The 26,685-nt window shown below is 44.8% G+C and carries 22 protein-coding genes; 11 read left to right on the forward strand and 11 right to left on the reverse strand.

Annotated elements, in window-relative coordinates:
* Positions 1 to 4 precede the first annotated feature (4 nt).
* The 3 genes from LIX84_RS03215 to LIX84_RS03225 all read right to left on the reverse strand — a co-directional run bounded on the left by LIX84_RS03215 (position 5) and on the right by LIX84_RS03225 (position 2,420).
* Positions 5 to 745, reverse strand: a complete 741-nt coding sequence (locus LIX84_RS03215; protein WP_226420609.1) for a helix-turn-helix domain-containing protein — start codon at positions 743 to 745, stop codon at positions 5 to 7.
* A 104-nt stretch (positions 746 to 849) separates the two neighbouring features.
* Complete coding sequence (locus LIX84_RS03220; protein ID WP_226420610.1) at positions 850 to 1,311, reverse strand: carboxymuconolactone decarboxylase family protein; 462 nt, start codon at positions 1,309 to 1,311, stop codon at positions 850 to 852.
* Positions 1,312 to 1,502: 191 nt separating this feature from the next.
* Entirely contained in the window at positions 1,503 to 2,420 is a 918-nt protein-coding gene (locus LIX84_RS03225) for a DMT family transporter (protein ID WP_226420611.1), read from the reverse strand.
* 93 nt (positions 2,421 to 2,513) lie between these two features.
* Between LIX84_RS03225 and LIX84_RS03230 the strand changes: the two genes are divergently transcribed.
* The 3 genes from LIX84_RS03230 to LIX84_RS03240 all read left to right on the forward strand — a co-directional run bounded on the left by LIX84_RS03230 (position 2,514) and on the right by LIX84_RS03240 (position 5,168).
* Entirely contained in the window at positions 2,514 to 3,419 is a 906-nt protein-coding gene (locus LIX84_RS03230) for a LysR family transcriptional regulator (RefSeq protein ID WP_065646283.1), read from the forward strand.
* Between the two features lie 267 nt (positions 3,420 to 3,686).
* Positions 3,687 to 4,514, forward strand: coding sequence for an MBL fold metallo-hydrolase (locus tag LIX84_RS03235; RefSeq protein WP_226420612.1), 828 nt, complete (start codon positions 3,687 to 3,689; stop codon positions 4,512 to 4,514).
* Positions 4,515 to 4,766: 252 nt separating this feature from the next.
* Positions 4,767 to 5,168, forward strand: coding sequence for a VOC family protein (locus tag LIX84_RS03240; protein WP_006742276.1), 402 nt, complete (start codon positions 4,767 to 4,769; stop codon positions 5,166 to 5,168).
* Positions 5,169 to 5,411: 243 nt separating this feature from the next.
* Here the strand turns inward: LIX84_RS03240 and gcvP are convergent, their stop codons facing one another.
* The 3 genes from gcvP to LIX84_RS03255 all read right to left on the reverse strand — a co-directional run bounded on the left by gcvP (position 5,412) and on the right by LIX84_RS03255 (position 10,134).
* The gene (gene gcvP / locus LIX84_RS03245; RefSeq protein WP_226420613.1) at positions 5,412 to 8,276 is read right to left on the reverse strand and encodes an aminomethyl-transferring glycine dehydrogenase; all 2,865 of its coding nucleotides are present in this window, start codon (positions 8,274 to 8,276) and stop codon (positions 5,412 to 5,414) included.
* Positions 8,277 to 8,404: 128 nt separating this feature from the next.
* The gene (gene gcvH / locus LIX84_RS03250; protein WP_046876056.1) at positions 8,405 to 8,785 is read right to left on the reverse strand and encodes a glycine cleavage system protein GcvH; all 381 of its coding nucleotides are present in this window, start codon (positions 8,783 to 8,785) and stop codon (positions 8,405 to 8,407) included.
* 53 nt (positions 8,786 to 8,838) lie between these two features.
* The gene (locus tag LIX84_RS03255; protein ID WP_226420614.1) at positions 8,839 to 10,134 is read right to left on the reverse strand and encodes a serine hydroxymethyltransferase; all 1,296 of its coding nucleotides are present in this window, start codon (positions 10,132 to 10,134) and stop codon (positions 8,839 to 8,841) included.
* Between the two features lie 376 nt (positions 10,135 to 10,510).
* Between LIX84_RS03255 and LIX84_RS03260 the strand changes: the two genes are divergently transcribed.
* Together LIX84_RS03260 and gcvT are read left to right on the forward strand one after the other, a co-directional pair.
* Positions 10,511 to 11,134, forward strand: a complete 624-nt coding sequence (locus LIX84_RS03260; RefSeq protein WP_005395176.1) for a helix-turn-helix domain-containing protein — start codon at positions 10,511 to 10,513, stop codon at positions 11,132 to 11,134.
* A 260-nt stretch (positions 11,135 to 11,394) separates the two neighbouring features.
* Entirely contained in the window at positions 11,395 to 12,513 is a 1,119-nt protein-coding gene (gcvT, locus tag LIX84_RS03265; protein WP_104973651.1) for a glycine cleavage system aminomethyltransferase GcvT, read from the forward strand.
* Positions 12,514 to 12,646: 133 nt separating this feature from the next.
* Here the strand turns inward: gcvT and vdeR are convergent, their stop codons facing one another.
* Positions 12,647 to 13,375 (reverse strand): efflux transporter transcriptional repressor VdeR, encoded by a 729-nt coding sequence (gene vdeR, locus LIX84_RS03270; protein ID WP_006742273.1) that lies wholly within the window; start codon positions 13,373 to 13,375, stop codon positions 12,647 to 12,649.
* Between the two features lie 161 nt (positions 13,376 to 13,536).
* Here vdeR and LIX84_RS03275 point away from each other — a divergent pair, with 161 nt between their 5' ends.
* The 4 genes from LIX84_RS03275 (at position 13,537) to LIX84_RS03290 (ending at position 19,619) form a co-directional block, all read left to right on the forward strand.
* A complete protein-coding gene (locus LIX84_RS03275; RefSeq protein WP_006742272.1) occupies positions 13,537 to 14,610 on the forward strand; it encodes an efflux RND transporter periplasmic adaptor subunit in 1,074 nt (357 codons plus the stop codon).
* The gene (locus LIX84_RS03280; RefSeq protein ID WP_226420615.1) at positions 14,610 to 15,671 is read left to right on the forward strand and encodes an efflux RND transporter periplasmic adaptor subunit; all 1,062 of its coding nucleotides are present in this window, start codon (positions 14,610 to 14,612) and stop codon (positions 15,669 to 15,671) included. The genes LIX84_RS03275 and LIX84_RS03280 overlap by 1 nt, the downstream gene beginning before the upstream one ends.
* Positions 15,671 to 18,730: an efflux RND transporter permease subunit gene (locus tag LIX84_RS03285; RefSeq protein WP_226420616.1), complete on the forward strand. Its 3,060-nt coding sequence runs from the start codon at positions 15,671 to 15,673 to the stop codon at positions 18,728 to 18,730. The genes LIX84_RS03280 and LIX84_RS03285 overlap by 1 nt, the downstream gene beginning before the upstream one ends.
* Before the next feature lie 175 nt (positions 18,731 to 18,905).
* Positions 18,906 to 19,619: a hypothetical protein gene (locus tag LIX84_RS03290; RefSeq protein WP_226420837.1), complete on the forward strand. Its 714-nt coding sequence runs from the start codon at positions 18,906 to 18,908 to the stop codon at positions 19,617 to 19,619.
* A gap of 82 nt (positions 19,620 to 19,701) precedes the next feature.
* Here the strand turns inward: LIX84_RS03290 and fruA are convergent, their stop codons facing one another.
* Genes fruA through fruB form a run of 3 tightly spaced genes read right to left on the reverse strand, consistent with a single transcriptional unit; the run spans position 19,702 to position 23,574 of the window.
* On the reverse strand, positions 19,702 to 21,441 hold the full coding sequence (gene fruA, locus LIX84_RS03295; RefSeq protein ID WP_226420617.1) for a PTS fructose transporter subunit IIBC: 1,740 nt from the start codon (positions 21,439 to 21,441) through the stop codon (positions 19,702 to 19,704).
* A gap of 18 nt (positions 21,442 to 21,459) precedes the next feature.
* The gene (gene pfkB / locus LIX84_RS03300) at positions 21,460 to 22,431 is read right to left on the reverse strand and encodes a 1-phosphofructokinase (protein WP_226420618.1); all 972 of its coding nucleotides are present in this window, start codon (positions 22,429 to 22,431) and stop codon (positions 21,460 to 21,462) included.
* Between the two features lie 9 nt (positions 22,432 to 22,440).
* On the reverse strand, positions 22,441 to 23,574 hold the full coding sequence (gene fruB / locus LIX84_RS03305; protein ID WP_226420619.1) for a fused PTS fructose transporter subunit IIA/HPr protein: 1,134 nt from the start codon (positions 23,572 to 23,574) through the stop codon (positions 22,441 to 22,443).
* Positions 23,575 to 23,948: 374 nt separating this feature from the next.
* Here fruB and cra point away from each other — a divergent pair, with 374 nt between their 5' ends.
* Entirely contained in the window at positions 23,949 to 24,929 is a 981-nt protein-coding gene (gene cra / locus LIX84_RS03310) for a catabolite repressor/activator (protein ID WP_226420620.1), read from the forward strand.
* Between the two features lie 17 nt (positions 24,930 to 24,946).
* Here cra and LIX84_RS03315 read toward each other — a convergent pair whose 3' ends face one another.
* The gene (locus LIX84_RS03315) at positions 24,947 to 25,900 is read right to left on the reverse strand and encodes an endonuclease/exonuclease/phosphatase family protein (RefSeq protein ID WP_182018568.1); all 954 of its coding nucleotides are present in this window, start codon (positions 25,898 to 25,900) and stop codon (positions 24,947 to 24,949) included.
* Between the two features lie 226 nt (positions 25,901 to 26,126).
* On the opposite strand from LIX84_RS03315, the gene LIX84_RS03320 reads away from it, so the two are divergent.
* A complete protein-coding gene (locus LIX84_RS03320) occupies positions 26,127 to 26,660 on the forward strand; it encodes an RNA-binding S4 domain-containing protein (RefSeq protein WP_164665603.1) in 534 nt (177 codons plus the stop codon).
* Positions 26,661 to 26,685: the final 25 nt, after the last annotated feature.

Here is a 26,685-nt window from a genome sequence, read left to right on the forward strand (position 1 = left end):
GGGTTTAGAGATTTCTCTTTCGGACAAACTGCTTCGGTGTCATGCGCGCAATCTGCTTACACTCTCTAGTCATGTGTGCTTGATCGGAAAAACCTTGCTCCAGCGCCAACTCCGATAAAGTAAGATCGGGTTGCGCTCGGAGTTGCTCTAAAGTGTGCTTCACTCGTTTAATGCGTTGGTAATGTTTAGGAGTAATCCCCAACCATTTCTGAAAATTGCGCTCTCTCTGGCGCTGACTGAGCGTCCCTGTAGGCTGGTCAATGATGTGGCGGACGTACTGTGGTTCATATTCCTCAATCAGTGCTTGAACCCAGCGATACAAAGTAGAAATCCTTGCAGACGGCGAACGCGCTGTTTTCAGAGACTCAAATGTTGCTAGCGCAGAAGAAGCCAATGGGTGGTCGTCTTGAATCCGCAATAGCTGATCTAGGCGATTACCAAATAGTTGATAACCAACTGCAGGATGAAAGCGTACGCCAGTCATCACCGCGCCTGGCGGTAGGCAGACCTGATGTGCAAGAATGCTCACAGGTAGTAGGACAACCCCCGGCGCCTGCCGTTCACCATCCATTTGTACTTCATTTTGTAAAATGAATACCACACCTGTACCAGCATCACTGAGTAATTGTTTACATACGGTTTGCGTCGTATCAGGTTTGACGGATGCTGACCAAATGGCTTGAACATAGCCAGCTAAAGCCCTTTGAGGTTTTAAAATATCAAATTCTAGGTTCAAATGAATCATCCTATTTAACCTCAACTTAAATGAGAAAGTGATATACATGTACTTTTCATCATATTAAGTTGAGGTATAAGCAGTGGCTTACAAGTAAGAATCGTCAAATAGAATTATCGAGGTTTATAGACTCCAACCTTTGGCTTAAATGCCTTAACTATTCGGTTCCAACTATTGATCGCGTTGATCGCAATTGTTAGGTTGACCATAGCTTCTTCTCCGAAGGTATTCAAGGTCAGCTGATAGGTATCATCATCTACTGGTACGCCAGCAGTTAGTAATTCAGCCCAACCTAGTGCAACGTGTTCTGCATCGCTGTAGAATGGCATATCTTTCCATGCACTAAGCCCCCATATGCGTTCCGGCTTTTCACCTAACTTAAGTGCATCTTTACTATGCATGTCGATACAAAATGCACATTGATTGATTTGCGATATGCGTAACTTAACCAGTTCCCATATGATCATGTTCATGGTTTCTGATTGGCTAAATTGTTCATGGAAGTAAGCTTCCTGAGCGTATAGGATTTCTATTGCCTTTGGCGCTACTTCAATATAGTTGAGTCGTTTCTTCATGGTCATTCTCCTCTGTTTTTTACATAGTAAAAAACGCTCTTAGCAAAAGATTGAAGATTTTCGACATGCACTCAATAAAGTTAGATAAAAGAGTGAACGACGAAAGCGAAAAAGTGTACCTATTGGAAACCAAGAAAACTTATGCCAATTAACAAAGTATTGCGCTAAATAATGCGACTTAAGGTTGGCGTCTATTTTTGCTCCGCTAACCTCCGTAAACGAGCAAAAGGCGCTGAGTTACCTATATACACACCAGCCGCAACGATAAAGACGCCTAAAACATTTTTCCATTGAGCCTGCTCACCAGAAATGAACGAAATCAGTAGAGTGAATACCGGCATAATATTAAATAATGGAGACATTTTATCTGGACCAAGAACGATAGCACCTTTCATCCAAAAGTAATAAGCGATCAAAGTGCCAAACAGGCTCATGTACGCTATTAGTGATAGGTCTTTGAATGTTATGGTATTTAAGCTACGGCTAAAGTCGCCGTGGTAAATCGCTATAGCGACCATTTGAATGGCACCAATACTTAACACCCAACGTAACTGCTGAGTTACTGGGATATGAGATGTTAAACGCTTCGCTAGAATCGTGTATAAACACCCACTAATTAAAGCAAATAACATGTATAGATCACCAATATTACTATTGCGGCCAATAGGATGAATATTTCCGCCTGTAATGACGATTACCACTCCACAAAAACTGATTAGTGCACCTAAAATAGTTTTAACCGAAATGGAAGTCTTGAGAATAAAGCCCGACAACAAGATGGTGACAAGTGGTAGATTTGCCTGAACAACAGCTGCGTTAACTGGGGTAGTAAAGCTCATTGCAGAGAAAATAGAGAAGTTTTGGATAGTTACACCCACGGTCGCTATAACAAACAACGACAACATGCTTTTTCGTGTGAGTTTGGATCCATATGGAGAGCGTTTGGTACCCCTTATCAACAAGAGTATTAAAGCTGCAACGGAAAACCGTAACGTCGCTGAATCCAAAGGAGAGACATCGCTACTAATAGCCTTTATTACGTTAAAGTTACTAGACCAAAAAAAGATAGCGACAACAACACCGCACCAAATTGATAAATGCTTAGACATAGATCTTCCTGATAAAAATTAACTTGACGCGATAATGTTATATATTTCATATTTGATTTTTAATAGCCAAATTTAAGAGGGTTAATCCCAAATATGGAACGTCACTCTTTGGATGACCTTTTGTTATTCGTTTCTGTTGCTCGCTATCAAAGCCTAACACAAGCATCTGAGCGTCTTAATGTCCCGTTAGCCACGCTAAGCCGGAAGTTAAAAAGGCTGGAAACAAACTTAAATTGCAGACTATTTAACCGCAGTGCACACCACTTTGCGCTAACAACTGATGGCGAAAAATATTATCAACTCTGTGAGCCGTTACTTCTTAGCTTAAATAATGTGACATCGAGAATTGCAACTGAGCGTCAGTCTTTAAGCGGAACGATCAAAATATCAGCGCCAATTAACATGACACAGATGTGGTTAAAGCGGTGTGTTTATGAATTTGCAGAGCAACATCCGAAGATATGTATCGATTTAGATGTACAGAATGAAAAAATCAATCTTGTATCTAACCGTGTCGATGTTAGTTTTCGTCTTGGTGATCTTATTGAACAAGACTGGATTGCTCAGAAATTATGGTCGATTCCATTTGCGCTTTGTGCATCACGAAGCTATTTAGAACAACACCAACCGATTACCCATCCAGAACAACTTATCCATCATCGCCTAATTACGGTAAACAACGACAGCCAATGGAAATTAGTTAATCAAATCACCAATGAAACATTTGACCATCCGCTAAAGTTTCAATTCACTTCAAATGATGTACTACTAGTTAGAGACGCCGTCATTCATGGTTTAGGAATTGCGTGGATTCCAACCTATTACTTTCATGAGCTAAATCATGATCAACATAACCTGCTGCCTTTGTTGCCAGAATGGCAATGCGCGGGTAAAGAAGTATTCATTATGTATCGGGACCGTGATAAAAGGCCTGCAAGAGTTGATGCATTTATTGAACATGTCTTCAATTGGAAAAATCGCATTCAAATGTTTGCTTGAAAGAGGTTTATCACATTGTGCTGTGCCGGTAACCTCAAGTGAAGCGTCATGACTCTGCTTCAATTGAGTTCATTTATTTAACCTCTAAAAGAATCATGAGATACATAGGCAGTTAATGGGGTTCGAGTTTACAAGTGATTCGGTCAGCTAAAACTCAAGCTAAGTAGAAAGTATTTGCAGTTGTATTTGCCTCTGAAAATCGTTTAGAGCTTTCTCATCCGCGAGGTTCTATAAGAAATTATTAAGGATATATTTGTGTGTGATTTCGTGAAAAAAATTATTGTAGGTTTACTTTTCAGTGCTTCGTCTTTTGCTTCCTTAAGTCAATATGTTCCAGCAATGAATGATAAGAACGGTTATGTAGAACCATTTCAAATGTTTGATAATGTCTATTATGTAGGAGACAAGTGGGTCTCATCATATGCCATTGCTACAGACGACGGACTCGTTATCATTGATACGCTTGATTTCCCTTACTCTGAGTGGATACCTATCAACCTAGAGAAGCTAGGGCTAAAAGATAAGCCAATAACGCACATATTGGTAACTCATGGGCATTCTGACCACGTCGGAGGCGCCCAGTTACTTCAAGGGAAGTATGGTTCCAAAGTCGTGATGACCAAAAGCGCTCATGAACTATCTATACAGCAATCAAACAAAAGCGAAGATGAGAACAAGTTCCTTCCTCCAAATTTAGACATAGAGATAAAAAGCGATAGCTCTATGGTTATTGGTGGACATGAGTTTAAGTTCTATCTCACACCTGGCCACACGGAAGGTGATTATTCCTTAGACTTCACTGTTGAAGATAATGGAGAACAATATCGTGCTTTTATCGTTGGTGGGCATAGCGTAAATAGCAATGATCCAGAAGTTATTGGCCAGTTCCTGAGTAGCATGGAGAAAATTAGAAAAATTTCACTACAGGCACCTATTGTGAACGTTAACCTTTCGAACCATCCACATAAAAATTTCCTTTTTGAAAATAGGAAGAAACTAGGCACAAGCGGTAACCCGTTTATCAGTGAGGCAAACTTCTTCATGTTCCTTAAGCAACAAGAAGATTTAGCTAAGGGAAAACTAGAAGAACTATAATACCGTGGCATACGAGCAGCGTTCGTTATTAGGTTAGAGGTTTGCTCTTGAGTTATAGCTAAGGCTTTAATAAGTTGCTCAATCAAGATTCGACACTTTTGTGGTAGCTATATTGTTTGTAGGTTCTAGTGACAAAGGCGCTGTGCGTAAACATTCGTATTGTGTGCCTTACACTTTTGCAAGGCGTTACGTGCTTTCTAGAAAAGCCTCAAAATAGCGTACAATTAGCGTTTTGACATAGCGGAAATCATCATGTCCAAAACTGTTCAGCAGCAAATCGGAAACATTGCTCTAGTCGTTGAAAATTACGACGATGCTATCGAATTTTATACTCAAAAACTTCAATTCACCCTGGTTGAAGATACCAACCTAGGAGGTGGTAAACGCTGGGTTCAAGTTTCTCCTCCAAACTCCAATGGTACAAACCTACTTTTAGCTCAGGCAAGTACACCGGAGCAAACGCACGCAGTAGGAAATCAAACAGGTGGTCGTGTTTTCTTGTTTCTGCAAACTAATGATTTCTGGCGTGACTATGAGTTGATGAAGAAAAATGGTGTTGTATTTAATGAAGAGCCTCGTGTGGAAGAATACGGAACAGTGGTGGTGTTCCAAGATCTCTATGGTAATAAATGGGACTTACTGCAACTGAACTGAGAAACTACGTAGCATGTGCATAACAAAGCGTTCATGAGGAGTTTCCCAACAAGCCTTTAAGGTTTTGAGATATTTTTCTATTTCAAAGGTTCTCAGAAGTCACTATATTTCTAAATCACTTTTGCGCAAACAATAACTAGTGATCATTCCTCCACGATGTATCAACAAATGTTAGGGCGGCACACCAAAAACAAAAAGGCGAACCAAACGGTTCGCCTTTGTCTATTTAGATGCTACCAAAAATTAATCTTCGTAGTTATCGATGCTTGGGCATGAGCAGATTAGGTTACGGTCGCCGTATACGTTATCTACGCGGTTTACTGTTGGCCAGTACTTCCAAGATTTGGTCGCTTTAGAAGGGAAGCAGCCAAGCTCGCGAGAGTAAGGACGGTCCCACTCTTCAGCAGAAAGGTCAACTTGCGTGTGTGGCGCATTAACGAGAGGGTTGTTCTCTAGCGGCCATTCACCGTTTTTCACTTTTTCCATTTCTTCGCGGATAGCGATCATCGCATCACAGAAGCGGTCTAGCTCTTCTAGATCCTCCGATTCCGTTGGCTCAACCATTAGCGTGCCCGCCACAGGGAACGACATAGTTGGTGCGTGGAAACCGTAGTCCATTAGACGCTTCGCAATGTCTTCTTCGCTGATGCCTGTTTCTTCTTTCAGTGGACGAATGTCGATAATACATTCGTGCGCTACACGACCATTTTTGCCACGATAAAGAACAGGGTAGTGTTGGCGAAGTGTTTCCATCACGTAGTTTGCGTTCAGAATTGCTACTTTTGTTGCATCTGTTAGGCCTGCTTCGCCCATCATTGCGATGTAAGCCCAAGAGATCGGTAGGATAGAAGCGCTACCCATATCTGCTGCTGATACTGCAAAATCTTCGCCTTCTACGCCGTCTTCAATATGGCCTGGTAGGAAAGGCGCTAGGTGAGATTTCACTCCGATAGGACCCATACCCGGACCGCCACCACCGTGCGGGATGCAGAAGGTTTTGTGTAGGTTTAGGTGAGAAACGTCTGAACCAATAAAGCCTGGTGATGTTAGACCAACCTGCGCGTTCATATTAGCGCCGTCTAGGTAAACCTGACCGCCAGCGGCATGAACCATTTCACACACTTCTTTCACTTTCTCTTCGTAAACGCCGTGCGTAGAAGGGTAAGTGATCATAATGCTTGATAGGTTGTTTTTGTGCTTCTCGATTTTCGCTGCTAGGTCATCGATGTCGATGTTGCCTTCTTCATCACACTTAATCACCACCACTTTCATTGACACCATAGAGGCTGTCGCAGGGTTAGTACCGTGCGCAGAGCTTGGGATCAAACATACGTTGCGGTGACCTTCGCCACGGCTTTCGTGGTAGCGTTGAATCGCGATAAGACCTGCATACTCACCAGATGCACCAGAGTTTGGCTGAAGTGAGAATGCGTCGTAGCCTGTGATCTCACAAAGCTTCTCTTTTAGATCTTTCGCTAGTGCTGCATAGCCCGCCGCTTGTTCTGCTGGCGCGAATGGGTGGATAGAACCAAACTCAGGCCAAGTGATTGGGATCATCTCTGCTGCTGCGTTCAGCTTCATCGTACAGCTGCCTAGTGGGATCATGCCGTGCGTTAGCGAGAAGTCTTTGTTCTCTAGCTGTTTCAGGTAACGCATCATTTGCGTTTCGCTATGGTGCGTATTGAATACAGGGTGAGTCAGGTATTCTGTTGTGCGGCGTAGCGCTTCTGGAATTGCCGCAAACTCGTTGCTTGCGATCTCCGTCGATAGCGCTGCTACGTCTTCTTTTACACCAAAGACTGCAAATAGTGCTTCTACATCAGCGATCGTGGTTGTTTCGTCACAGCTAATACCTAGCTTGCCAGGTAGTAGACGTAGGTTGATGTCTGCTGAAAGTGCTTTTGCGTAAAGCTCTTCTGTTTTTGAACCTGTGTTGATGGTGATGGTATCGAAGAAGCTGTTATGAGCAAGTTCAAAGCCGCCTTTGGTTAGGCCAGCGGCTATAATCGCAGTCATATGGTGTGTACGGCGAGCAATAGTGCGTAGACCTTCTGCGCCGTGGTAAACCGCGTAAAAAGACGCCATGTTCGCAAGCAATGCTTGAGCGGTACAGATGTTCGATGTCGCTTTTTCGCGGCGGATATGCTGCTCACGAGTTTGCATTGCCATGCGCAGTGCTTGGTTACCGTTGGTATCGATAGAAACACCGATAACACGACCTGGCATGGTACGCTTGTGTTTGTCACGCGTTGCCATGAATGCTGCGTGTGGACCGCCGTAACCCATAGGAACGCCAAAACGTTGTGCAGAACCGATTGCTACGTCTGCGCCCATTTCACCAGCAGGCTTCAATAGGGTAGAAGCAAGCAGGTCAGTCGCAACAGTGACAAGCGTTTTGTTTGCTTGCGCTTTTGCGATGATGTCCGTTAGGTCACGAACTTCACCTGTTGTGCTTGGGTATTGAACTAAAGCGCCGAACACGTCTTGCTCTGGTAGGGATTCTAGCGAACCAACCAGAACTTCAAAGCCGATGAATTTTGCACGAGTTTTTACTACTTCTAGCGTTTGTGGGTGAACATCGTCAGCCACAAAGAATACGTTACTCTTGCTCTTACCTGCGCGCTTACACAGAGTCATTGCTTCTGCTGCCGCTGTTGCTTCGTCTAGCAATGAGGCGTTCGCGATTTCCATACCAGTTAGGTCGATGATCATTTGTTGGAAGTTTAAAAGGGCTTCCAAGCGACCTTGAGAAATTTCAGGTTGGTAAGGTGTGTAAGCAGTATACCAGCCAGGGTTTTCTAGCACGTTACGTAGAATGACGTTTGGAGTAAACGTGTTGTAGTAGCCCTGGCCAATGAATGTACGTTTAATTTGGTTTTGTTTAGCAAACTGCTTCATCGTCACTAGCATGTCTGCTTCGCTTTTCGCTTCTGCCAACGTCATTGGTTGTTCTAGGCGAATTTGTGCAGGCACGGTTTCTTCGATGAGGGCGTCAAGGCTTACCGCGTTGATGGCATCCAACATTTTTTGTTGGTCTGATTTGCTTGGTCCGTTGTGGCGTCCAACGAACTCATTTTGTGTGCTGAGGCTTTGAAGTAATTCAGTCATTGTCCTTTACCTACTCCTTGGCTCGGGTAACGGAAATGGTCGTTAGTGACACATTTAATTATACGTCCGAACCTAGAAAAAAAGCTGCTCTCTAAACAGGCTAGGGAACAGCTTTCGTCACATCCTAATTACTCTTCTTCGATAGAGTTTAGGTATTCTTCCGCGTCTTTTAAGTCATCCAACTCAGATGGGTTTGAAAGCTTCACTTTCACAATCCAACCACCTTCGTACGGTTCTTCGTTGATTAGCTCTGGGCTGTCTTCTAGTTCTTCGTTGATTTCTACGATTTCACCGGTAACAGGAGAGTAGATATCTGACGCTGCTTTTACAGACTCAACCAAAGAGAAGCTTTCACCTGCTTCTACTTCGTCTTCTACGTCTGGTAGGTCAACGAATACTACGTCACCCAACATTTCTTGCGCATGCTCAGAAATACCAAGTGTTACTGTGCCGTCACCGTTGTCACGTACCCACTCGTGGCTATCTGTAAACTTCAGTGTTTTGTCCATTGCTTAATCTCCAAATAACTTGTCAGGAATTATTGTGATTTTTAAAAAATCGTTTATTGGTAAAGAGGGAAGCGACTGCAAAGTTCTTTTACTTCTTTGCGAACGCGTTTTTCAACGTCTGCGTCACCTTCTGGGTTGTTCACCAAACCATCCAGTACGTCACCAATCCAATTACCGATGAGTTTGAATTCTTCAGCGCCAAAGCCGCGGCTTGTACCCGCAGGCGTTCCTAAACGGATGCCCGATGTAATCATAGGCTTCTCTGTATCGAATGGGATGCCATTTTTGTTACATGTGATCCCAGCACGTTCTAGTGCTTCTTCTGCTTTGTTGCCTTTCAAGCCTATAGGGCGAAGGTCAACCAGCATTAGGTGCGTGTCTGTGCCACCAGTTACGATGTCGCAACCGCGAGTTTGCAATACTTCCGCTAGGACTTTTGCGTTATTGATCACCGAATCAATATAAGTTTTAAATTCAGGGCCAAGCGCTTCTCCAAATGCAACCGCTTTTGCTGCGATAACGTGCATCAGTGGGCCGCCTTGTAGGCCAGGGAATACGGCGGAGTTGATTTTCTTAATGATGTCTTCGTGGTTAGTAAGAATCATACCGCCGCGAGGGCCACGCAATGTTTTGTGTGTTGTGGTTGTCACAACATGCGCATGTGGCAATGGGCTAGGGTGTGCACCTGTTGCGATAAGGCCAGCAATGTGCGCCATATCGACCATAAGAATTGCGCCAACTTCGTCAGCGATTTCACGGAACTTAGCAAAATCGATAACGCGTGGAATAGCACTGCCACCTGCGATGATCATCTTTGGTTTGTGTTCTACTGCAAGTGCATGAACGTCGTCGTAGTTGATTTCCAATGTTTCGCGATCAACGCCGTATTGAACTGCGTTAAACCATTTACCAGAAAGTGCTGGGCGTGCACCGTGCGTTAGGTGGCCACCAGCATCCAAAGACATGCCAAGAATGGTGTCGCCTGGTTGAAGAAGAGCCAGTTTCACCGCACCATTTGCTTGAGCGCCTGAGTGAGGTTGAACGTTTGCGTATTCGCAATTAAAAAGTTTTTTCGCACGTTCGATGGCAATGGCTTCCACTGTATCTACGTGCTCACAACCACCGTAGTAACGACGACCTGGATAACCTTCAGCGTATTTGTTTGTTAGGCATGTGCCTTGAGCTTGCATTACCGCTTTAGAAACAATGTTCTCAGAAGCGATAAGTTCGATTTGTTCGTTTTGGCGAGCGGATTCCGCCTGAATTCCAGCAAAGACAGCATCATCTGTCGCAGAGAGGTTGGTAGAGAAAAAGTTTTCCAAGCTGTGGTTAGGGTAACTCTTATTCATGGTAGTTGACCTTCCAAATCTTAAAATGAACCCGCAATAGATGAATTATGATTTGCGGTTGTGGTTCATTTGTCCTCAAACAGCTGAACTGCATAGCAGAACAGAGTGAACATCCGGCCCTAAATGTGGGCAAAAACTCCGTCGGATTGCGTGTTTCCTTTACCAATCTCTTACGGAAATATGCATCTCTACATCTAACAAGTTGGTAACATAGCGCCTGCGGCGGGAACAATCAACCAAAAATTTCCTATAGGAAACAAGATTTCAAAAATTGTTAACAAGAGCACGGTTTAATTCACTTGGTGGACTTTTATCCACTATGTGCTTCATGCACAATGCTAGTAGGACAAAAATAAGGATATCTATAGAGGGATTTATGGCAGAAAGTATTTACGATGAATACCCATCGATGACGTTAGCGAAAGAGCAAAACGATCAAAATATCGAGCCATTAAAGCTGGGTCAGCGTATCAAGGATATCCGCTCAAAACTTGGTATTACACTAGAAGAAGCCAGTCAGCGAACAGGGCTTGCTCGTTCTACACTGAGTAAAATAGAAAATGAGCAGATTTCTCCGACATTTCAAGCAATGCAAAAATTGGCGCTTGGCTTACAAATTGACATGCCGCAACTCTTTGAGCCGCCTAGAAAAAAAGTTGCAACGGGGCGTAGGGATGTTACCAAGAAGAATGAAGGTAAACCACACCCAACGCAAACTTATGAACATGAGCTGCTCGCTACTCAACTTTCCAATAAGAAAATGATGCCGTTTAAGAGCCAAATTCGTGCTCGCAGTTTTGATGAATACAAAGACTGGGTTCGTCATGATGGCGAAGAATTTCTGCTTATCTTATCTGGTGAGGTCATGTTCTATTCTGAGTTCTACGAACCTGTTGTTCTAAGCGAGGGCGACAGCGTCTATTACGATGCGAACATGGGACATATGTTGACCAGTGTTAGCGAGGAAGATGCGCACATTTTGTGGGTGACAGCCAAATAGAGATAAATAGTTGTAAATTTCCTATAGTGAAAGCAAACGATTGCTGTTGCTGATCGTTATGATGAAAAGGCGCTTTTTTGATGAGAATGTACTCATTAAAGCGCTTTTTTTGTACGATTTGTTGTGATTAAAATGTTAAGAGTCACACTTTTGCAAGTCGATCTACGTCTTGTTCGTGCAAAATAGAATGAGCCATGTTTATTATTGGAAACACATCGAATGCCGATAGCATTCTCGGGTCTATCTAAATGGAGACGAAAATGACTCAAGAACTACTGAAAACACCACTACACGCACTTCATGTTGAAGTTGGTGCCAAAATGGTCCCGTTCGCGGGTTACGATATGCCTGTTCAGTATCCTCTAGGCGTAAAAAAGGAACACTTACACACTCGTGATGCGGCAGGTCTGTTTGATGTTTCTCATATGGGACAACTTCGCCTACTTGGTGACGGTGCAGCTGCGTTCCTAGAAACATTAGTGCCAGTGGATATTGTGGATCTTGAGTCTGGTAAACAGCGTTATGCGTTCTTCACTAATGAAGAGGGCGGCATCATGGATGACTTGATGGTAGCTAATCTAGGCGATCATCTTTTTGTGGTTGTGAACGCGGCATGCAAAGAACAAGACATTGCACACCTACAATCGCATTTGCCATCTGGTGTTGAGTTAGAAATTATCGAAGACCGTGCTCTGCTTGCGATCCAAGGCCCTAAAGCAGCGGCTGTATTGGCGCGTTTTGCCCCAGAAGTTTCTGACATGCTGTTCATGGATATTCGTAAAGTCGATATTTTAGGCGCCGAATGCATTGTTTCTCGTAGTGGCTACACTGGTGAAGATGGTTACGAGATCTCGGTTCCTGCTGACAAGGCAGAAGAACTAGCACGTAAACTGACCGCGGAAGAGGAAGTTGAATGGATTGGCCTTGGTGCTCGTGATTCACTTCGTCTTGAGTGTGGTCTTTGCCTATACGGTCATGACCTAGACACAACCACTACGCCTGTAGAAGCAAGCTTGTTATGGGGCATCCAAAAGGTTCGTCGTATCGGCGGTGAACGTGAAGGTGGTTTCCCAGGTGCGGATATTATTCTTAAGCAGATCGAGACCAAAGATGTGGCGCGCAAGCGTGTCGGTTTGGTTGGCCAAACAAAAGCACCAGTCCGTGAAGGCGCGGAATTGTTTGATGCTGATGGGGTTAAAATTGGCGTTGTAACCAGCGGCACTGCGGGTCCAAATGCAGGTAAGCCTGTCTCAATGGGTTATGTGCGTGCTGATCTTGCTGCGATTGGTACCGAATTGTTCGCTGAAGTACGCGGAAAAATGCTACCAATGACGGTTGAGAAAATGCCGTTTGTACCGCAACGTTACTACCGCGGTTAGGTTACTCATTATTGTCATTCTTCGCGTATTCGCGAGGCAAGAAACAAGCAAAAATGCCGAGCTTTCTAGCTCGGCATTTTTATGTATATCGGCTTTATATATACGCTTGGAAGTTATCGTAGTTTCTGCAGCCTTATCCGACCGCTTTGTCGATTGTACAACACATGTCGATAACGATATCTTCAAGTTTTTCCGGATGAATCATGTCTTCTTTTGCAATCCCAAACTGAGACGCCATGATCGTATTGAACAGCTCCCAATGTTTGATCAGCATTTTTTCGCGATTATCAGCGATGTCAGGCCATGTCTCTTGCATCATCGGAGTAAGACTGATTGCACCATGTGCAAAAATCAACATCTGCCACTTTGATTCCCACTGATCAAATTGGGCGTTAGGGTTTTCACTGTTGTACTGCTCAAAAATTCCGGTAAATATCGCAGCAAACTCATCTTTTGACTTTAAGAAATACTGCAGCAGGGCACCATCATCGCCTTGGCGAATAGCATCAGCGATCATCTGTACTGGGTGAGGATTAACGAGCGCAAATGCCAGCATGCGAACCATAAACAGATAAATTTTTCTATTCGAAGGTGTGTTCTCAGGCATCTCATTGATTAATTCAGCCATATAGCACTGCATGAATTCATCCATCGCGTCGCTAACCGCTTGCCAAATCTTCTCTTTGCTGCCGAAGTGGTGACGGATCAAACTATGTGAAACACCAGCCTTTTCACTGATATTGCGCAGTGAGACACGCTCGTAACCAAGTTCACAAAACATATCTGCTGCCACCTTAAGGATCAGACACTTAGTTTGTTCTGCGGCTTCAGCACTTCTACGCCCCTGCTTTCTTTCATTCATAGTTCGAATTTTCCCGAATATTAATCAACGCGCTTACTTTTACCAGAAACCGGACGCTTTGACTAATTAATTTGCTTTCCATATGGGAAATATATTGATCGATTTCAAATTCTGCATATACTGCACGGCTGTGTAATAAATAAAACCTACGGAGAAAGCGGGTGCGAAAACAATATTTAAAGCGCACTTTAGTTGGTGCTGTGGTGACATTAAGTCTCTCTGGCATGCTAACTGGGTGTAACAAAGCCATTTCCGAGCCGTCTGAACCTTTAATCAAACCTGTAAAATTACTGGCGGTGAAAGATCTAGAAGTTGAAGACTCGCATGCCTTTTTAGCGCGTATTGATGCGACACATCGCGCACAGCTTTCTTTTCAGGTTGGTGGTGAGGTCGATGAATTACTTGTTCGCATGGGCCAAGAGGTAAAAAAAGGTGAAGTGCTTGCAACGTTAGACCCTAAAGATCTTCAGCTTGCGTTAGACGCCTCTCAAGCACAATTCGCGTTAGCAAAAACGCAATGGGAGCGCGCGAAAAACCTTTATGGAAAAAAGCTGATTAGTACAGATGAGTACGACCAGAAAGAAACTCAATATAAAGCGGCATTGGCAAACTACGAACAAGCCAAAACAGATTTGAGTTATACCAAGATTCACGCACCTTTTGATGGCATCGTGTCATACACCTATGTCAACCCGTTTCAAGTGGTCGCAGAGAAGCAAGAGATCCTGAATCTTATCGATAACACGACCTTAGATGTGTCGTTCACACTGCCAGTCAGTTATGCGGAATCCGTATCACTTGAGTCACTGCAAAACTCCGATATGTGGGTGACGATGGATAGCGAGCCAGGAAAACGTATCCCTGGAAAATTTAAAGAAATTTCGACTCAGCCAAATATCGATACCAACAGTTATGAGGCGATCGTAACCATCACTCGACCAGAAGATCGCAATTTGCTAACAGGTATGACAGGGCAGGTGCACATAGCTAAACAACATCTATCGGACGCGATGACGTTGCCTCAATCTGCTTGGGTAAACAAAAAAGAGACGCAAGGCGAAGTGTGGGTAATGGACAGAAACACACAGCAAGTTAATAAAGTCACAGTGTCTCTTGATGCCTCTGGAGGTGTGAAAGCAGGGCTTGATAACAATGATTACGTTGTTGTTGCTGGCGTTGAGCGACTGGTCGAAGGACAAGTCGTGAAAGCTTGGGTTCGTGAGGGAGGCATTTAATGAAACGATCTCTATTTACGATCTCTGCAATTGCGCTTGCAGTTTTAACGGGTTGCAAAAATGAAAACCAAGCTGTCGTCGAGCAGTCGCTTTTTGTGTCGACTGTCTCTGTGGATGCGCCGGTACAAAGCCAATATCGAGCTTTTAAAGGAATAGTTGTACCAGCAGAGCAAACACCTATGGCATTCCGCCGCGCGGGAGAAATTCAACACGTGTTGGTGAAAGCGGGCGACGTTGTTAAGCAAGGCCAAATGATCGCAAAGCTGGATGACAGTAAAGAAAAGCAAGCCGTAAATGACGCAGAAGCGCAATATACACTGGCGATTCGTCAGCTCAAACGCGGCGAAGACCTACACGCACGTCAGATGATCTCAAAGGCCGAGCTTGATGAGCTAACGGCTAATAAAGAGTTGGCAGAGGCTAATTTCTATAACGCCACCAATCAATTGAACTACACCCGTTTATTTGCCCCGTTCGCCGGTAAAGTGTCGGACGTTTTCAAAGAGCGTTTTGAACGTGTGGCAGTTGGAGAGCCGGTGTTGAACCTATACCAAAACGATTTGGTGTACGTGCGTATTGAGCTTTCCGACAATGTTCTCGCTATGGTGGACCCAAATTCAGACAACATGAGTTACAAGCCTAGAGCAACTTTCTCCGGCATTAATGACACATTTGCTTTGGACTATTTAGAGCACACAAGTGAGCCTAATTCCGAAACTCAAACTTACGAAATGTATTTGACGATGCCACAGCCAAAAGCAGAGATTCTACCGGGAACCAGCGTCAGTGTTCTGGTCGATATGGTTAAGGCGGGGATTACCTCCATCGATGGTTACAGTATTCCAGTAACGGCGCTTCAAGCGGGCAGCGAAGAGAATGAGTTCTTTGTATGGAAAAAAGAGGGTGACGTTGTCACTCGGGTGCCTGTGATGATTTCCCAAGTGAATGGCAACGGAGCCATTGTGTCGTCAGGAGTTAAGCAAGGCGACGTTCTGATTAATTCAAACCTACGTAAATTACGTGAAGGTAAACATGTGGATGTTGTGGAGAATAAACAATAATGAACATTGCTGAGTACTCAATAAAAAATAAAGTCATCAGCTGGTTGTTTATTATTATCCTTGCTGTTGGTGGTCTAACGTCGTTTTTGGAGCTTGGGCGACTAGAAGACCCGGCATTTACGATTAAAGATGCCATGATCATTTCAACATACCCTGGCGCGACGTCGAAAGAGGTTGAAGAAGAGCTGACGTATCCTTTAGAAAAAGAGATTCGAAAACTGCCTTATATAGACAAAATTACCTCTACGTCTTCTGATGGTATGTCTCAAATCACGGTCAGTATGGAAATGGACTATGGTCCTGATGAACTGCCGCAAATTTGGGATGAAATGCGCCGTAAAATTAATGACTTGCGACCAACTTTGCCTCAGGGCGTACAATCTTTGCAGATCATTGATGATTTCGGTGACGTTTATGGCGTGATGCTGATGCTCACTGGTGACGATTACGATTATGTCGAGCTAAAACGCTATGCTGATTACCTGACTCGTGAAATCGAGCTGGTTGATGGCGTAGGAAAGGTGGATATCACGGGCGATCAGCAAGAAATGTTATTCGTTGAGATCTCACTTGACCGCCTTGCGGCATTGAACTTAGACATGAACGTGGTTGCGAGCTTGTTGAACCAACAAAATAATGTGGTTTCAGCAGGGGAAGTGATGATCAATGGCGAAAGCCTTGTCATTCGTCCAAGTGGTACCTTAAACACCGTAGAAGCGCTAGAAAACTTGATCATTCATGGTCGTGACACTGGGAACCTAATTCGTCTAAAAGATGTAGCAACGATTTCTCGTGGTATCCAAGAGAAGCCAAGCAACGTCGTACTCTTTAACGGTCAAAAAGCAATTAATATCGGTATCTCGTTTGCGTCAGGTGTGAACGTGGTTGAGGTTGGCGAACGTTTGGATGCGGAGCTTGCGAGCCTTGAGTCTATCAAGCCTGCTGGCATCGATATGAACTACTTTTACAACCAAGCCAATGAAGTGGATGAGTCCGTTAAAGCGTTTGTGATTAGCCTAGCAGAGGCTGTGGCGATCGTTATCATCGTTCTGCTGTTTACGATGGGATTACGCAGTGGTGTCATCATTGGCGTCGTGCTGTTATTGACGGTGTTCGGTACCTTCATCTTGATGAACTACAACAATATCGAGCTGCACCGTATTTCTCTTGGCGCGTTAATTATTGCTCTGGGTATGCTGGTTGATAACGCGATTGTGGTCGTGGAAGGCATCTTGGTTGGCCTAAAAAAAGGGCGCACTAAAGTTCAAGCGGCCGTCGATATTGTAAAGCAAACACAGTGGCCTTTGCTTGGCGCAACCATCATTGCGATTACGGCTTTTGCACCTATCGGTTTGTCGCAAGATGCAACGGGTGAATTCATGGGCTCTCTATTCTGGGTGCTGTGTTTCTCACTATTTTTGAGCTGGATTACCGCTATTACGCTGACGCCATTCCTCGCAGATCTATTGTTGAAAGAAGAGGACAAGGGCCAAGATACTAACGAAGAAGATCCCTACAAAGGTTGGCTGTTTGTTGTATTTGGCGCATCGCTGAAATTCGCACTGCGATTCCGTTGGCTCACGGTTGCTGGCATGGTCGCGCTATTAGTGGGTGCTGTCGTGGCATTTGGTAATGTAAAACAGCAGTTTTTCCCACCATCCAATACGCCGATGTTTTACGTTGATATGTGGATGCCAGAAGGTACGGACATCCGCGAAACGATCAAAAAAGCTGAAGAGGTCGAAAGCTACATTCGTCAGCAAGATGATATTGACTTTGTTTCTGCTTCAATTGGGCAGGGTTTGCAGCGTTTCGCTCTGACTTACCAGCCGGAGAAAAGCTACGAAGCTTACGCCCAGTTCCAAGTTCGCGCCACTGATCGTGAGAACATGTTCGGTTTGTTGCACAAGTTAGATGCGAATCTGGCGAAAACATTTGATGCGCCTACGTTCCAGTTTAAATTGATGGAATTTGGCCCTTCACCAGCGTCTAAGATCGAAGCGCGTATTACTGGCCCTGACCCACAAGTTTTACGTGACTTGGCGGTACAAGTGGAAGATATCCTTCATACCGACCCTGGTGCCCGAAACATTCGTCACGATTGGCGAGAGCGTACTAAGGAGCTTGTGCCTGTTTTCAATGAGTCTAAAGCTCGTCGCTTGGGCATTTCGAAAGAAGATCTTTCAAGCACACTGCAAATGGCGTTTGGTGGTAGCACGTTGGGTTACTTACGTGATGGTACACACACTTTGCCAATTATGACACGCCTTCCTGAAGAAGAACGCGTGGACTTTGAATCACTACAAAACGTGACCATTTGGAGCCCATCACTGCAAACGTATATTCCGGTCGACCAAGTGATTGATGGCGTTAAATTGGATTGGAGCGAGCCGCTAATTCAGCGTCGTGACCGAAAGCGCACGTTAACTGTGCTCGCTGACCACGATGTGTTGAGCGACGACACGGCGGCAAGCTTGTTTGCGCGTGTGCAGCCTAAAGTGATGGCACTGCATATTCCAGAAGGTTACGAAATTACATGGGGTGGTGAGTATGAATCATCGAAAGATGCGCAAGAAGGTCTGTTTGGTTCGTTGCCGATGGGTTACTTGTTGATGTTCATCATTACTATTTTGCTGTTTAACTCAATTAAAAAGCCGTTGGTCATTTGGTTCACCGTTCCGTTGGCGATCATTGGTGTTGCTTTTGGTTTGCTCACCACGAATATGCCGTTCAGCTTTACAGCATTCCTTGGTTTGCTGAGCCTAAGTGGGATGATTTTGAAAAACGGTATTGTGTTGCTTGATCAAATTAACCTTGAGTTGGAGTCAGGGAAAGAGCCTTACCTCGCGATTGTCGATAGTGCGATCAGTCGTGTTCGTCCGGTAAGTATGGCTGCTCTGACGACCATCTTGGGGATGATTCCACTCGTCTTCGATGCCTTCTTTGGATCGATGGCAATAACGATTATGGCAGGTCTTGGTTTTGCTACAGTACTGACACTGATTGTAGTGCCAGTAATGTTTGCGATTCTGTTTAGGGTAAAACCGACCACTGCATAGGGACTCCTGGCTATTTGCCAGCTTCCTGCCTAGCCCTGAAGGTTTTCTTCAGGGCTTTTTTGATCTTACCAATGTACACCAATCCATTCATTTACTTGATTCTAATGATTTTCTTACGAATGCAATGCAAATCATGCGTATACTGATGGAACGATACATCAAAGAGCGAGATAACATGAACAAGCGCGTATTACACGGACTCTTCTTCGTCGGTTCTTTCACCTTGGTCGGCTGTACTACGACAGACAGTATGACTACAGAAGAGGCTAAGCAAGCCGTTCCTAAAATCAACAGCGTTAGCACTGAAGTCATCTCCAACTGGATTGATAGCAAGGTTTTAGCGCCTGAAGGGCTTTCACTCGAACAAGACAATCTACGTTATCTATCGGGTAGCGCCGACTTAAACAGCGATGGCAATGCAGAACACATTGTATTGCTACAGCACCGTTATTTCTGTGGCAGCGGTGGTTGTGCAGCTTATATGTTTGATAATGAGGGGAACGTTATCAATCGAATGTCTGTCACTCGCTCGCCTATTGTACTTGCAGATAGCTACAGCAATGGCTGGCAAGATTTCATCGTTTGGAGTAATGGCTCATATCGACTCATGAGTTACAACGGTGAATCTTACCCGAGTAACCCTTCTTTGGAGCCAAAGGTGGATCGTGACTCAAACCAGCAGGCGGCAATTGCGAATGTAATGGCGACAGAGCTTTATCAGCAAGATGGCTATGACATTATGCCCGCTGATTCGAAAACTTTGTGGACGCCGGCCAATGTATACAACTTCACCTTTAAACATTACGGTGATCCGCATAGTACTTATAAAGCGACGGTGGATATGAACAGTGGGGAAGTAGACATTGTTGCCGTTCCGGCTGCGGAATAAAAAACACCTCCCTTAACCGGAATTAAAGGGAGGTGCTGAATGCCAAATTCGAGGGTGGCATTGTTAAGCGGAGTAATTCTGTTTATGCCGCGACTTCTTGTTTGGCTTCTGCTTTGCTTTTTAAGAAAGCGTAAGTAAAGCCAGTTACTGCTGTACCAGCTGCGATAGCCACTAAGTACATTAACACTGGTGAAATGGCGTTAGGGATTAACAGTACGAACAGACCGCCGTGTGGTGCCATTAATTTTGCACCGAACAGCATGGATAGGGCACCAGTAAGCGCGCCACCTGCCATACAAGATGGAATCACACGCATTGGATCTTTGGCGGCAAATGGAATTGCGCCTTCAGAGATGAAACACAGGCCCAATACAAATGATGCTTTACCAGCCTCACGTTCATTTTGTTCAAATTTGTTCTTCGCAATGAAGGTCGCTAAACCCATACCTAGCGCAGGAACCATACCAGCAGCCATGATTGCTGCCATTGGCGCGTAAGTTTGCGAAGCCAATAGACCGACGCCAAATGCGTAAGCGGCTTTGTTGACTGGGCCACCTAGGTCGAAACACATCATCGCACCAAGGATAATACCTAGCAGAACTGCACTGTCAGATCCCATGTTGTTTAGGAAGTCAGTCAGGCCGTTCATGATACCTGAAACTGGGCCACCTACGATGTAGATCATCACAAGGCCAGTGAACAGTGTTGCTACAAATGGAATGATCAGAATTGGTTTAAGCGCTTCCATCGATTGTGGGAGTTTTACTTTGTCCGCAAGGAGCTTCGCCGCGTAACCGGCAATGAAGCCAGCAGCGATACCACCTAGGAAACCAGCACCCGTTGAACTCGCTAGCATACCGCCAACAAGACCAGGAGCCAGACCTGGACGGTCAGCGATTGAGAACGCGATGTAACCCGCAAGAACAGGAATCATCAATGCGAATGCAGAGCCACCACCAATGTTCATCAACGCTGCTGCTAGCGTACCTTCTTCTTTAAATGCTTCAATACCAAACACGAACGATAGGGCGATGATCAAACCACCTGCGACAACCACAGGCAGCATGTGCGATACCCCTGTCATCAAGTGTTTGTAAGCGCCTTTCTTCTCGTCCGCTGCCGAAGCAGAATTTGCAGAACCTGAATGTTGGTAAATCGTGGCTTGCTCGAATGCTTTGTCCATCTCTTCGGGTGTTTTCTTCAGAGCTGGGCCTGTTTTCGTGCGGTACATCTTTTTGCCGTTGAAGCGGTCAAGTGGCACTTCGATATCTGCAGCAATGATCACTAGATCAGCGTCTGCGATGTCTTGATCTGTCAGTTGGTTTTTCGCACCAACTGAACCACGAGTTTCCACCTTGATTTGATGGCCACGGCGTTTGCCTTCTTCTTCTAGCGCTTCTGCTGCCATAAAGGTATGCGCAACGCCAGTAGGACAAGCGGTGATTGCGACAATTTTCTTCGCTGCTGATGTTGCTTCAGGAGTGATAGGGGCTGCAAGTGTGGTTGCTTTTTCAAGTAAAGTGGCGTTTTCAACCGCCTGCTGGAGAAACGCAGTTGCGTCTTTTGCTACTTCGCTGATTTCCGCTTGGTAAACCTTTTTCCCTACGAAACGAGAAGTATCCACGCTAGTATTTGCCGCAATGATAATGACTTCTGCTTGTTCAACGTCAGCTTCCGTCAGCAGTGTAGGTTCAACCACACTTGATTGACATTCGATTTTTGGATTCCAGGTTAATTTTGCGGCTGCTTGTTCTAGTAACCCTGCCGCAAGGATGCTATTTGCAACACCGCTCGGACAGGCAGTAATAATGGCAATATTCATACGATAACCTTCTGTTCCTTAGTTTTGTTCTAAGTTTGTAATAGGGTAAAGCTCGCTAACTTCAGTTTGCTGCTTGATGTTCTCCAGTTCTTCCTGACTGGTTAGCCCTACGCCGACTTGACTAACTGCCAAGGCAGAAAGTGCTGTAGCGAAGCGCAATAAATCGTTTTTCGGCATCAGTTGCATGTGGCCCCAACACAAGCCAGCAACTAGCGTATCGCCTGCGCCAACGGTGCTTACCACATTCATTCGAGGGGGTTGTGCACGAAGCCATTTGCCTTGGTTTAGCCACATCACACCGTCAGCGCCCATCGACACAACAATGTTCTCGATGCCTTTGTCACTCAGTGTTTGCGCGGCGGCTTGGCATTGTTCTGGTGTTTCTAGATATTCGCCAACAAAATCACCAAGTTCTTCATTGTTAGGCTTAATCAACCATGGGTGAGCCTCAATACCTGATTTCAATGCGGCTTTACTGCTGTCGAACAACACCTTTTTGCCTTGTTGATGTAGTGCTTTTATCCACGCAGCACATTGTTCGGCGGTTACGCCTCCAGGTAAGCTACCTGCAAGCACAAAGTAATCGTGAGTCTTTGCGAGACGGAATAGCGTCTCCTCAAAGCGAGCAATTTCGTCAGCCGTTACTTGAACACCAGGGAAGTTAATGTCACTAACGTTGCCACTAGCCTCAACGAGCTTGACGTTGATACGAGTGGCACCTTGTACTTCTACAAACTCATTCTTAACGCCGATGTCATTGAAAAGCTGATGGAATAGCTCAGGGTTATCTTTACCAAGAAAGCCGGTAACCGTGACATCTGCGCCTAAATCGCTCAACACTTTTGCTACGTTGACACCTTTACCTGCAGCATGGAGATTGCTTTGCTGCACTAGGCTCACGGAACCAACGTTTAGCTCATTTACTGAACCTGTTAAATCCAATGCCGGGTTGAGCGTAATAGTGACAACTTTACTTGTTTTGTTCGTCATATCGGCTCCTTAACCTTCACCAAGGCCAGAAGCGATGGCATTCCCGATAGACTCCAAGGCTTGCGGTGCATCAGGGCCTTCCGCAGTAAATTGAAGTTGATGACCGTGCTTAACGCCAAGCGCAATGACTTTCATTAGGCTCTTCGCGTTTACTGTTTTGCCATCACCGTCTAGGTTGGCAACGCGAATGGTGGATTCAAATTTTTTCGCTTCCGCCACTAACATTGCACCCGGACGAGCATGTAAACCATGAGAGTTTTTGATTTTAAATACAGCGGTATTGCCTTCTTCTGAAGATGCGGCTGTGACTTCTTCACCTTTAAACAAAGCAAGAATCTGTTCTACTGATGCATCTAAAAGCTTGCCGTGCTCATTGTTAAACACAATATTAGAAAGCGTTTTTAGGATAGGCTGGTGAGCATTGTTACATGCCGCAAACGCGACAAGTGCACGCACTTTTTGACCTTCATATTCGCAGTCGTTTGCCGTCGAGACAAATGACACGCCTGTGCGAGTTACATGTTTGTCACTGCCAATTAACCAAAGGCCATTACCTAAGTGAGTTGGTTGTTTGGTAACGAGATCAGCAACGAACTCGTTATCAGCACAGCCCGTGTTTTTCAAAAGACCACCAGCAACAGCACTCATTTGTAGCATATCGCTCGCAGGGAACATAAGTTGAATTAAAGAGGCGTCAAAGTCTGCTTCAAGCTGAACATCACCGTGGAGCAGGGAAATAATCTCGTCTTCATTTTTTGCATTACGTAGGCGTTCTTCTACGCCGTCAGCGCCTAGCACTTTCGTTAGCTGTTTAAGAATGCCAAGGTGCTCATCAGATTTAGCTGCAATGCCGATAGCGACGAATACCGTGTTACCATCGCCCCAGTCGACACCTTGTGGAAAGTGGTGCACAGCAACACCCGTTGTTTTCACCATTGAGCGAGTGTCAGTCGTGCCATGTGGGATAGCAATACCGTTCCCCAAAAACGTTGAGTTTTGGTTTTCACGGTTTAGCATGCCTTCCACATAACCTTGTTCAACAAGGCCTTTGTCTGTCAGGCTTTGCGCAATATTCTTGATTGCTGCAAACTTATCTGTCGCTGATTGCGAGAGGGTAATGTCGTTCTTATTTAGCTTAAGCATGGTGCTTCTCCAGCCTTAAGGTATCAATTTAAAAATGTATTCTGTGTGAGAAGTTGAACGCTGCTTCTTCTGAGAGCTTATCACTCCTCAAACCATTCTATTTTTCAAGCTAAATCGATTCAGCTTATTGGTAAATTTTTTAAAAGACTCAGAAAAACTATTTTAAAAACTGACGTTAACAAATGAGTCTTTGGCGCTGTCCTATAGCCTAGCCTACAAATTGGTTTGTTGTGTATTCAGGTGATTTACGTCAATTTTTAAGTTTTGCTGAATCCTTTCAGCTTTTATACTGAATCGGTTCAGCTTATAATTCAACTTATCGAAAGATCGCTGATGTATTAATATGATCGCGCGCACAGAATAAGGTTTAGAATATGACACTGGATGAAATAGCCAAATTAGCAGGCGTTTCTAAGACAACTGCAAGCTATGTGATTAACGGAAAAGCGCAGAAATATCGCATCAGCGAGAAGACTCAGAAGAAAGTGATGGCCGTTGTAGAAGAATACAATTATAAGCCAGATCATGCGGCGTCTTCTTTGCGAGCAGGTAATTCACGCTCATTTGGGCTTATCATCCCAGACTTAGAAAACACCAGTTATGCGCGTCTTGCAAAACTGATTGAACAAAACTCGCGTAAAGCAGGGTACCAAATTTTAATTGGCTGCTCTGATGATGATCCTGATACAGAGCAAAAGGTGGCGGAAGCGTTAGTCAGTCGTCGCATTGATGCGTTGTTTGTGGCAAGTGGTATGCCCACTGCAAACGAGTATTATCTTAAGTTGCAAAATTCTGGTACGCCAGTTATCGCGCTAGACCGCCCAATGGATGATGAGCACTTTTGTTGTGTCATCAGCGAAGATTTTGACGCCGCACTTGAACTCACTCAGTCAGTACTGTCCGAGGATATAAAGTCCATTGGCTTAATCGGCGCATTGCAAGATCTTCAAGTTTCAAAAGAGCGTGAGCTCGGTTTTCTATCCGCTTCTCAACAAGGTGGCAAAACGGCAACAGTGGGTTATGGGCAGCACTTCTCTCGAGAAGAAGGCAAGAAAGTCTTAGAGAGATGGTTAACAGATAACGCATTGCCAGATGCCATTGTTACAATGTCATACACACTGTTAGAAGGTGTGTTGGATGTAATGCTAGAAAAACCAGAACTGATGGGAAAGGTGCGTTTAGCGACATTTGGTGATAATCGACTGCTGGACTTCTTGCCTGTGAAAATCAACTCTTTGCCTCAACAGTTTGAGTTGATCGCGGACAGCGCAATGGAGTTAGCACTCAACGCTTCCGCTAAGCGTTACAAGCCTGGCGTAGAACTTATCCCGCGTAAAATTGTGAAACGTCACTAAGTAACTAAATAGGTTGCTCAAAGCTTTACTTCAGCCGTCAGCGCCACAAATGCGTGGTCGCTGGCGTTTTTATCTCTGTCATAAATCGGGTTGATCAGATGTTGGTTAGACACCTGATAATCAACAACCTCGGCAACCGATATATCTGATAAGGTGTCAAACTCTTGAGAGAGCAAGATATAGTCGAGCACATTCCCAGTGGAAAAATGATAATGCGTAGCGGGGCGTTCATCCTTCAGAGCGTCACTTTGTAATGACCATCCATCTTTGAGTTGCAATTCAGTGACGCTGTCACCAGCATTGGATACTAATGCGCTATTAACACTGGTTGGAGTGATAGGTTGATTCATATCACCCATTAACACCGTTGGCATTGGCTCCTTTCTATACCTTTTTTGCATCGCGTCTCTTAACATCGCAGCTTCCCAACCTCTTTGCTGGGTGGATAACCAGCGCCCAATAATCGTGCTAGACGTTTCTGGTTGTTCTGAGTCGGCTGGGCGTTGAGATTTTAGGTGCGTCACGTAAACGGCGATATGGCCGAGTACAGGATGTATCACTTGCGCATAGATAGGTTTGCGACTGAACTCTGGAGCAACATTCACTCCAAAAGGCTCAAGTGTTGCTAAGTCAAACTCTACCGCTTGTACTTTTTCGATTGGAAACCGAGATGCGATTGCCACAACAGGGCTTGAGTAAATGTACTCATCCTCTACATGTGGGGTGTCAACGGTCGCAAAGTAGGGGTAGCCGATGGTTGAAAAGAATGCCTGAGTCTTCTCGAGACTGAACACTTCTTGTAAGCCAATCACGTCAGCTTCGAGTTTTTCAATTTGGCGTTGCGTCCAAGCAAGTTTGTCTTGCCATTGCTCTAACGAGTAGATGTTTTCGAAATCATAGTAGGCATCAGGAGGTGCGACAAAATTAAACAAGTTAGCCGTGACAAAGGTAATTCTACTTGGTTGAGACAAAGTATTCGCTCTTTTCAACAATAACTTGAAGAGTATATACCTTCAGGTTGCGTAATTGCAGCTTCGTTTGAGCTACGCATCGATATACAAGCTAACGAGCGACAAGTTAAATGGGTTAAGAGGTGCTCAAATGCCAAGGCTAATCGGTGATTGAGCATCGGCAGAGGTTTCTATTTTTAAGCATTGCGTTTAAACTTCAGGGCATCAAATAGTAAGAGTAAGTAACATGACCCAAGATTACGACCACGAAGAGTATTTAGAAGGCGAAGAGATTGAGATCGAAGCAATTGGCATCGACGTTGATGCGCATCCGATCGAACTGTACAAGCTTTTTAAAATCGCGAACTTGGTCAGCGGTGGCGGCGAAGCAAAGCATATCATCGAAGAAGGTTACGTCGCGGTGAATGGTGAGCTAGAAACACGTAAGCGCCGCAAGATGTATGATGGTGACTTTTTTGAGTTTAACCAGGAATATTATGTTGTGGTTTGCGATGCGCCAGTAACTGAACCTGAAACGGCAGAGCAAAAAGCGGAAAAGAAAGCGAAGAAAGAAGCGCAATCTGCACGTAAAGAGAAATCTCGCCAAAGCAAGTCAGATAAAGGCTCTGGACCTAAGTCAACAGGCCGAAAAGCAGCGCATAAAGAGCGGAAAGCACAACAAAACGCGCTGTCGCAATCGGCGAAGAAAGGTAAGAAAGCTGAAAAGCCGCAATCGACTCGTGATCCGAAGAGCGGACGTAACTCTATTGACTTTTTCTAAGCAAATTAATACCTAGCTAGGCATG

This window comes from Vibrio sp. E14, assembly GCF_020515785.1.
GTDB classification, from domain to species: Bacteria; Pseudomonadota; Gammaproteobacteria; order Enterobacterales; family Vibrionaceae; genus Vibrio; species Vibrio diabolicus.

Excerpts from the sequence above, each read along its gene's own strand:
- LIX84_RS03320 (WP_164665603.1), top strand. The coding sequence starts at position 26,127 with ATGACCCAAGATTACGACCACGAAGAGTATTTAGAAGGCGAAGAGATT.
- vdeR (WP_006742273.1), bottom strand. The coding sequence starts at position 13,375 with ATGAATGAAAGAAAGCAGGGGCGTAGAAGTGCTGAAGCCGCAGAACAA.
- LIX84_RS03230 (WP_065646283.1), top strand. The coding sequence starts at position 2,514 with ATGGAACGTCACTCTTTGGATGACCTTTTGTTATTCGTTTCTGTTGCT.
- LIX84_RS03240 (WP_006742276.1), top strand. The coding sequence starts at position 4,767 with ATGTCCAAAACTGTTCAGCAGCAAATCGGAAACATTGCTCTAGTCGTT.
- pfkB (WP_226420618.1), bottom strand. The coding sequence starts at position 22,431 with ATGACGAACAAAACAAGTAAAGTTGTCACTATTACGCTCAACCCGGCA.
- LIX84_RS03280 (WP_226420615.1), top strand. The coding sequence starts at position 14,610 with ATGAAACGATCTCTATTTACGATCTCTGCAATTGCGCTTGCAGTTTTA.
- LIX84_RS03220 (WP_226420610.1), bottom strand. The coding sequence starts at position 1,311 with ATGAAGAAACGACTCAACTATATTGAAGTAGCGCCAAAGGCAATAGAA.
- gcvT (WP_104973651.1), top strand. The coding sequence starts at position 11,395 with ATGACTCAAGAACTACTGAAAACACCACTACACGCACTTCATGTTGAA.
- LIX84_RS03285 (WP_226420616.1), top strand. The coding sequence starts at position 15,671 with ATGAACATTGCTGAGTACTCAATAAAAAATAAAGTCATCAGCTGGTTG.
- LIX84_RS03260 (WP_005395176.1), top strand. The coding sequence starts at position 10,511 with ATGGCAGAAAGTATTTACGATGAATACCCATCGATGACGTTAGCGAAA.
- fruB (WP_226420619.1), bottom strand. The coding sequence starts at position 23,574 with ATGCTTAAGCTAAATAAGAACGACATTACCCTCTCGCAATCAGCGACA.
- LIX84_RS03290 (WP_226420837.1), top strand. The coding sequence starts at position 18,906 with ATGAACAAGCGCGTATTACACGGACTCTTCTTCGTCGGTTCTTTCACC.
- gcvP (WP_226420613.1), bottom strand. The coding sequence starts at position 8,276 with ATGACTGAATTACTTCAAAGCCTCAGCACACAAAATGAGTTCGTTGGA.
- LIX84_RS03215 (WP_226420609.1), bottom strand. The coding sequence starts at position 745 with ATGATTCATTTGAACCTAGAATTTGATATTTTAAAACCTCAAAGGGCT.
- gcvH (WP_046876056.1), bottom strand. The coding sequence starts at position 8,785 with ATGGACAAAACACTGAAGTTTACAGATAGCCACGAGTGGGTACGTGAC.
- fruA (WP_226420617.1), bottom strand. The coding sequence starts at position 21,441 with ATGAATATTGCCATTATTACTGCCTGTCCGAGCGGTGTTGCAAATAGC.
- LIX84_RS03255 (WP_226420614.1), bottom strand. The coding sequence starts at position 10,134 with ATGAATAAGAGTTACCCTAACCACAGCTTGGAAAACTTTTTCTCTACC.
- LIX84_RS03225 (WP_226420611.1), bottom strand. The coding sequence starts at position 2,420 with ATGTCTAAGCATTTATCAATTTGGTGCGGTGTTGTTGTCGCTATCTTT.
- cra (WP_226420620.1), top strand. The coding sequence starts at position 23,949 with ATGACACTGGATGAAATAGCCAAATTAGCAGGCGTTTCTAAGACAACT.